A 6,818-nucleotide genomic window follows, 5' to 3' on the forward strand; every position below is an offset into this window, starting at 1 on the left:
GGCGACGCCGACACCAACACCGCGCCCGAAGCAGCCACTACCAGCGCCGACAAGCCCTCACAGCATGAACATCACGAAGTCCGGCTGCCGTACTAACCTGTCGTCATGTAACACATCGCCGCACAGCCGACCCTGCACCGTCAAGGCCTATAGTCCTCGAACTCCCAATAGCCGATCCGCCCAAGCTTCTCGGCCAGAGCATCCCATGTCGAAGCCTCGACCTCTTCGAACCGATGTCGAAGGAAGGTTAATATCTCGTCAACTTCCAACTCCTCAACTATTAGGTGATGGCGCCCGATTTGTGGCCCTTTCTCGTGGACAACGCGCTGGAGCCAGGCTGGAGTGCACACGAGCACATCGAACGACTCCTCGCCCTCACCATCAGCGGGTCCGACTAGAAGACGAATCCAGAGACCAGCGTCTCGCGGATCGTCGGGCACATAGCTTTCAACGTCGACGTCGGAGCTATAAACGGAGCGCACAACCGCTTTCATGGCAGATCCGTGATGTCCAGGTGACCATTTCCTTGCCATCGACCACTAGGCTCGGTTCGAGATTCAAAGTTCGACTGCCATTTTCCGAGCTTTGGCTTATAGCTTGGCGCACGCCACTGACGCAGACCGTCCTTGCTGATCAATGTCTTTCCACCGCCCGTAGTTCTATATCCGTCGCCGACCCAAGCCCGACCCGCGTGCTCGGCCTGCGATGACGAGCCCGATCCGAGACCAAAGTTGCCCTTCCCGGCCGAAGCGTTCCGAACGATACCGCTGACAGTCGACCAGTCGTCGTCGCTCGCTCCACCGAGACCGCGCCTGGGATCGTCAGGATCGTGACCGCCACCGCCACGGTCGTCATCTGGGTCCGGCGGCTGTACGGCCGTGCCGGAGCGGTCTCCGCTGGATGAAGCGCCCCCGCCCGTCGTGTCATGAGACATTGCCCACGCGATTCCTAGCAATCCACCCACGACCCAAATAGCCGCCGGCGGGATAGGTGCCACAGGAACGGCTGCCCCACCAGTGGATCCACTACCCGAGCAAACGGGCATGCAGATGGGATTGTTCATGGAGGGACCGCCCCCGATTCCCATCGTGAACCAGTTGTACCTGCCGGTCGAGCTGACGCTGATGACGGAGCCGGCGGTGTCGAGTGCGGTCTGGTATTGCTCGGTCGACCAGTCGACGGTTTCGGTGGTGTAGTCGCCTCCGGAGGTGACAATGGTGGCCGGCTGTGATGGGTCGCTGGGGCAGAGGGGGTTGCCGTTGGCGCAGACAGGATCACCCGGCGGGGGCTGCGCGATCGTCTTAGCCTCTTGCTCGAGTTCCTTACGTTCCTTCTTGATCTTCTTGGTCAGCTGGCATTGAGGATCGCACTTGGGCGGCGGTTTCGGGCCGCAGCTCCGCTTGCAGCCGCCCTCACCCGCACCACCGTTGCCACCATCACCTGAGCCGCCACAACGCTTCTTGCAGTCACCTTCGCCGTCTCCTCCATCGCCGTCATGTTGGAGTTCGCGTCCCACTCATAGGGCGTGGTGGTGCTGCCCTTCGTCCACGAGGTGAGTCGGCCGAGCTGGTCGTAGCTGTAGGTGTTACTGCCCGCGCCGGCGACCCCGGTGGTGTTCTTGGTGGTGATGTTCTTGGTGGTGATGTTCTTGGTGGTGATGTTCTTGGTGGTGATGTTCTTGGTGGTGATGTTCTTGGTGGTGATGTTCTTGGTGGTGATGTTGTTGTCGGCGTCGTAGCCGTAGGTGATCGAGGAAACCGTTGTCGTACCAGCCTTGAGTACGTCGGAGTTCATCCGGCCGTAGGCGTCATACCCGAGGGTGCGGATCCGGCTGGAGCCGTAGTCGATCGTGGCCAGTTGACCAGCGGCGTTGTAGCTGAGGGTCTGCAGGATGCGCGTGACTGGGTCGGTGACGGTCGCTGGTCGCCCGTTGACGTAGGTGAAGTCGGCGGTGCCGGCTGCCTCAATGCGCTGGGTGGGCTGGCTGCGCCGCGCTCGCTCCGCGCGGAAGCGAGCTGCGGCGACGCGCTGTGGTCAGCGGACGTCCAGGAATGCAGAACCCACCCAGGACGGGTGGTTCGACTGCATTTCAGGAGGTTCTGCATTCCTGGAGGTGCAAAGTGCAGCGGCTGGTGAGCTCAAGGGGCGCCCTGCGGGCGAGTGGACTCGAGCACGATCAGGTCGGGAGCGCGGTCGCCGACGGGCAGGCCAGGGTCGATCGGCACCTCGTCGGCCGCGGTGGCCAACTTGCCCCCACCGCGCACGGCACGCGCCAGTGCGTGCAATGCGCCCACAGGGCGACCGGATTAGGGTCTCGGGGTGGGTAGTTGTGTGTACGTCGCCGTACGGCCGGCCGGGGGTGAGGCGCGGCGGATCGGGCAGAACCTGATTCAAGCGCTTGCCGAACCGATGGTCGGCCGGGCTGGGCTGAGCCGCGACGACACTGGCCGGCCGCGGGTTGAGGGGTTGGCGGTGAGTGTTTCGTACAGCGAGCACCAGGTTGCGGTGGCCGTGGGATACGACGGGCCGCTCGGGATCGATCTGGAGGAAGTCCGGCCGCGGGAGTTCCGCGCCCTGGCGCAGCGTTGGTTCGGCCAACGGGAGCTCGACTGGATGGCTGAGCAGCCGGACGAACTGACGGGGTTTCTTCAGCTGTGGACCGCGAAGGAGGCGGTCGGGAAGGCGCTGGGAACCGGTTTGAACGACGGCGGTTTGCAGCGGGAGATGCCGCTCGGTGGTGGGCCGGTCGAGGCGGCGCCGGGGCTCGCGGTGACCTACCTCTCGTGCCCGAACGCCGTACTCGCCCTGGCAGCCCCAGCCGACGTGACCATCGAGTACATGTCCATCGACCACGGGAATTGTCCACCTGGGGTTACCGGGGCTTGACCCTGGGTATCTGCGTGGGTAACTTTCGCGTGTCGGGGGAGCGTCCGTAATTCAATTACGTTGGCGTTCGCTCCTGCCCGCCCGGACTGAGTTGGTGACACCGATGGAACTGACCCGACGCCAGACCCTCGGACTCGCGGCGGCCGCCGTCGCGGGATCGACGGTCGCCGGCACCACCGCCGCCTCCGCCACCCCCGCCCCGACAGCCGGAGGCACCGACCGCTGGGTTCCCGACACCCTCCGCCGGATGTCGCTGGAACAGAAAGTCGGCCAGCTGTTCGTCTGCTACGCGTACGGCCAGACGGCCGACACCGCCGACGCCCGCAACACCAGCCTGTACGGCGTCGCCACGCCGGCCGAGGTGGTGGCGAAGTTCAACCTCGGCGGCGTCATCTACTTCGCGTGGACCGACTCGGTCCGCAACCCGGAGCAGATCGCGACGCTGTCGAACGGTCTCCAGGCCGCGTCGCTCAGCACCACCGGCGTACCGCTGCAGATCAGCACCGACCAGGAGTACGGCTCGGTGGTCCGCGTCGGCCCGCCGGCGACCCAGTTCCCCGGCGGTATGGCGCTCGGCGCGACCCGGTCGACGAACTTCGCCCGGTCCGCCGGCGCGATCGCCGGACGCGAGCTCAAGGCGCTCGGCATCACCACCGACTTCGCGCCCGACGCCGACGTCAACATGAACCCGCTCAACCCGGTGATCGGCGTCCGCTCGGCCTCCTCCGACCCGAAGCTGGCCGCGGACATCGTCGCGGCCCAGGTCAAGGGGTACCAACGCGACGGCCGGATCGTCTCGACCGCGAAGCACTTCCCCGGCCACGGCGACATCGAGACCGACAGCCACGTCGGCATCCCGGAGATCCACCACACCCGCGAACAGTGGGCCGAGTTCGACCTGCCACCGTTCCAGGCGGCGATCCGGGCCGGCATCCAGTCGATCATGACCGCGCACATCGTGGTGAAGTCGCTCGACCCGTCCGGCGACCCGGCCACGCTGAGCCGCCCGATCCTGACCGGGATCCTCCGCGAGCAACTGAAGTTCGATGGTGTGATCATCACCGACTCGCTCGGCATGCAGGGCGTCCGCGACAAGTACGGCGACGCCGAGATCCCGCTCCGGGCGATCGAGGCGGGCGTCGACCAACTGCTGATGCCGGTCGACCCGGGTCTGGCGTACAACTCGGTCCTCGACGCCGTCCGCGGCGGCCGCATCTCCGAGCAGCGCATCGACGAGAGCGTCACGCGCATTCTCAAGCTCAAGCACTCCGGCGGACTCGTCGCGGACCCGTACGTCGACCTGTCCCGCATCACCAAGGTGGTCGGTACGCCGGCCAACTACGCGGAGGCCCAGCGGATCGCGGACCGCAGTACGACGCTCCTCCGCAACGACGACGGACTACTGCCGCTCTCCCCCGCGCCGCGCTCGATCGTCGTCGCCGGATACAGCCCGGCCACGCTCGCCGCCGCGCTGCAGAAGCGTGGCGCGACGACCGTCGTCAAGGACACCGGCACCCAGCCGAGCGACGCCAAGATCACCGATGCGCTGGCCGCCGCCGATGCCGCGGACCTCACCGTCGTCCTGACCAACAAGGCGTGGGACACCGAGGTCACCGACAAGCAGGCCAGGCAGCAGCAACTCGTCAACCGCCTGCTCGCCACCGGGCGGCCGGTGATCGTCGTCCCGGTCCGCGACCCGTACGACGTCGCGTACTTCGACGACCCCACGACGACGCTCGTGACGTACGGCAGCACCGCGGTGTCGATGGAAGCCCTCGCCAAGGTGCTGTACGGCGAGATCGCGCCGACCGGAAAGCTCCCGGTCGAGATCCCCGCGAAGCCCGACCCGGACAGCACCGAGCCGGCACCCGTCCTGCACCCGTTCGGGCACGGCCTGACCTTCGACCCGCGGACCGTCCGCCTGACTGTTGCCTCGTACAACATCCACGCGGGCGCCGGCGAGGACAACGTGTTCGACCTCGAGCGGACCGCGCGGGCGATCAAGGCGCTCGACGCGGACCTCGTCGGCCTGCAGGAGGTCGACGTGCACTGGGGTGACCGCAGCGAGTGGCTCGACACCATCACCGAACTCGCCACCAAGCTCGGGATGTACCCGGCCTTCGCCCCGATCTACGACCTCGACCCACCGGCCGAGGGTCAGCCGCGGCGCCAGTACGGCGTCGGCGTGCTGTCGCGGTTCCCGCTCGTCCGCGTGCAGAACCACGAGATCACCCGCCTGTCGACGCAGGACCCGAACCCGGTCCCCGCACCGGCACCCGGTTTCCTCGAGGTGGAGGTGGATGTCCGCGGCCGCCGGCTGCACGTGTACTCGACCCACCTGGACTACCGTGCCGATCCCGCCGTACGTCAGCTGCAGGTGGCCGACACGCTCCGCATCCTGGCCCAGGACCGCCGGCAGGATCTGCAGATCCTGGTCGGCGATTTCAACGCCGAGGCCGACGCGCCGGAACTCGCCCGGCTGTGGACCCGGCTGAAAGACTCGTGGACGGCGGCCGGTGCGACCGCCGGTGGACCGAACACCTACCCGGCCGTCGCCGCGACCAAGCGGATCGACTTCGTCACCGTCGGCCGGGGCCTGACCGTCCGCAGCGCCCAGGTGACACCCGAGCTGCCGCTCGCCGAAACGGCCAGTGACCACCGACCGATCATCGCCGACCTCACGTTCCGTTCCTGAGGAGACCGCTCATGAAACGACGCAGTTTGCTTGCCGGCGCCGGTGCCGTCGCCGCCGCTCCGCTGATCGACGCGCCCGCCGCGCACGCGGTCTCGCACCGCCCGGTACTGACCGGCGCCGAGGTGCTCGCGAAGAGCGGGTGGAAGGCGCTGGCCGGCCAGAAGGTCGGCGTGATCAGCAACCCGACCGGCATCCTCGGCGACTTCAGCCACATCGTCGACACGATGCATGCCTCCGGCAAGGTCGACATCGTCGCGGTGTTCGGTCCAGAACACGGTTTCCGCGGCAGCGCGCAGGCCGGCGGCTCGGAGGGCGATCACGTCGACCCGCGCACCGGAATCATGGTGTACGACGCGTACGGCGCGAACGCGGACAAGCTCGTCGGGCTGTATCAGAAGTCCGGGGTGGAAACCGTTGTCTTCGACATCCAGGACGTCGGCGCCCGGTTCTACACCTACATCTGGACGATGTTCGAGGCGATGCTGGCCGCGGTCCGCACCGGCGCGAAGTTCGTCGTCCTCGACCGGCCGAACCCGGTCGGCGGGTACGCCCGCGGCCCGATGCTGAAGCCCGGCTACACCTCCGGCGTCGGCAAGAAGGAGATCCTCCAGCAGCACGGCATGACGGTCGGCGAGCTGGCCCGGATGTTCGACGCCGAGTACCTGCCGCTGGAGCCGAACGGCGGCCGGCTGAGCGAGCTGAAGGTCATCGAGGTCTCGAACTGGAAACGCGACCAGCTGTTCGCCGACACCGGGTCGACCTGGGTGATGCCGAGCCCGAACATGCCCACCCCGGACACCGCCCTGCTGTACCCGGGCACCTGCCTGTTCGAGGCCACCAACATGTCCGAGGGCCGCGGGACCACGCGGCCGTTCGAGCTGATCGGCGCGCCGTACGTCGACTACCGGTGGGCGCAGGCGCTGCAGACCAAGGACATCCCGGGCGTGGCATTCCGCGAGGCCTACTTCACGCCGACGATCAGCAAGAACGCGAACGTGCTGTGCGGCGGCGTCCAGGTGCAGATCACCGATCCGCACAAGGTCGAGGCGATCACGGCCGCGACGCACATGATCGTCGAGGCCCGTAAGCTCTACCCCGAATTCACCTGGCGGGCGGAGAACCCACCCGGCCGGTGGATCGATCTGCTGACCGGATCGGACCGATTCCGGACAATGCTCTTGGCGAACGCCTCCGCCGAGGAGATCGTGGCAGCCTGGAAGTCCGAGACCGACGCCTG

Annotated in this window: 7 protein-coding genes and 1 pseudogene; 4 read left to right on the top strand and 4 right to left on the bottom strand. The window is 67.0% G+C overall.

Annotated features, from left to right (window positions below; genetic code table 11):
- Positions 1 to 140: 140 nt before the first annotated feature.
- A complete protein-coding gene (locus AB0B82_RS35120) occupies positions 141 to 494 on the bottom strand; it encodes an immunity 8 family protein (protein ID WP_360178834.1) in 354 nt (117 codons plus the stop codon).
- A 567-nt stretch (positions 495 to 1,061) separates the two neighbouring features.
- On the opposite strand from AB0B82_RS35120, the gene AB0B82_RS35125 reads away from it, so the two are divergent.
- On the top strand, positions 1,062 to 1,196 hold the full coding sequence (locus AB0B82_RS35125) for a hypothetical protein (RefSeq protein ID WP_360178836.1): 135 nt from the start codon (positions 1,062 to 1,064) through the stop codon (positions 1,194 to 1,196).
- Between the two features lie 151 nt (positions 1,197 to 1,347).
- On the opposite strand, the gene AB0B82_RS35130 is transcribed toward AB0B82_RS35125, so the two are convergent.
- The 3 genes and pseudogenes from AB0B82_RS35130 to AB0B82_RS35140 form a co-directional block, all read right to left on the bottom strand.
- Positions 1,348 to 1,794, bottom strand: a complete 447-nt coding sequence (locus AB0B82_RS35130; protein WP_360178839.1) for a hypothetical protein — start codon at positions 1,792 to 1,794, stop codon at positions 1,348 to 1,350.
- Positions 1,795 to 1,797: 3 nt separating this feature from the next.
- Positions 1,798 to 1,968 (bottom strand): annotated as a pseudogene (locus AB0B82_RS35135) (hypothetical protein); the annotation flags it as partial.
- Positions 1,969 to 2,138: 170 nt separating this feature from the next.
- Positions 2,139 to 2,294 carry a hypothetical protein gene (locus tag AB0B82_RS35140; RefSeq protein WP_360178842.1) on the bottom strand — a complete coding sequence of 52 codons (156 nt, stop codon included), beginning with the start codon at positions 2,292 to 2,294 and terminating at the stop codon, positions 2,139 to 2,141.
- A gap of 25 nt (positions 2,295 to 2,319) precedes the next feature.
- On the opposite strand from AB0B82_RS35140, the gene AB0B82_RS35145 reads away from it, so the two are divergent.
- From AB0B82_RS35145 to AB0B82_RS35155, 3 genes are all read left to right on the top strand, one after another.
- A complete protein-coding gene (locus AB0B82_RS35145) occupies positions 2,320 to 2,886 on the top strand; it encodes a 4'-phosphopantetheinyl transferase superfamily protein (RefSeq protein ID WP_360178845.1) in 567 nt (188 codons plus the stop codon).
- 103 nt (positions 2,887 to 2,989) lie between these two features.
- Complete coding sequence (locus AB0B82_RS35150; protein ID WP_360178848.1) at positions 2,990 to 5,581, top strand: glycoside hydrolase family 3 N-terminal domain-containing protein; 2,592 nt, start codon at positions 2,990 to 2,992, stop codon at positions 5,579 to 5,581.
- A gap of 11 nt (positions 5,582 to 5,592) precedes the next feature.
- Positions 5,593 to 6,818, top strand: a 1,226-nt coding sequence (locus AB0B82_RS35155) for a DUF1343 domain-containing protein (RefSeq protein ID WP_360178851.1), incomplete at its 3' end; no start/stop codon positions are given.

Source organism: Kribbella sp. NPDC048915 (assembly GCF_040649595.1).
Classification (GTDB): domain Bacteria; phylum Actinomycetota; class Actinomycetes; order Propionibacteriales; family Kribbellaceae; genus Kribbella.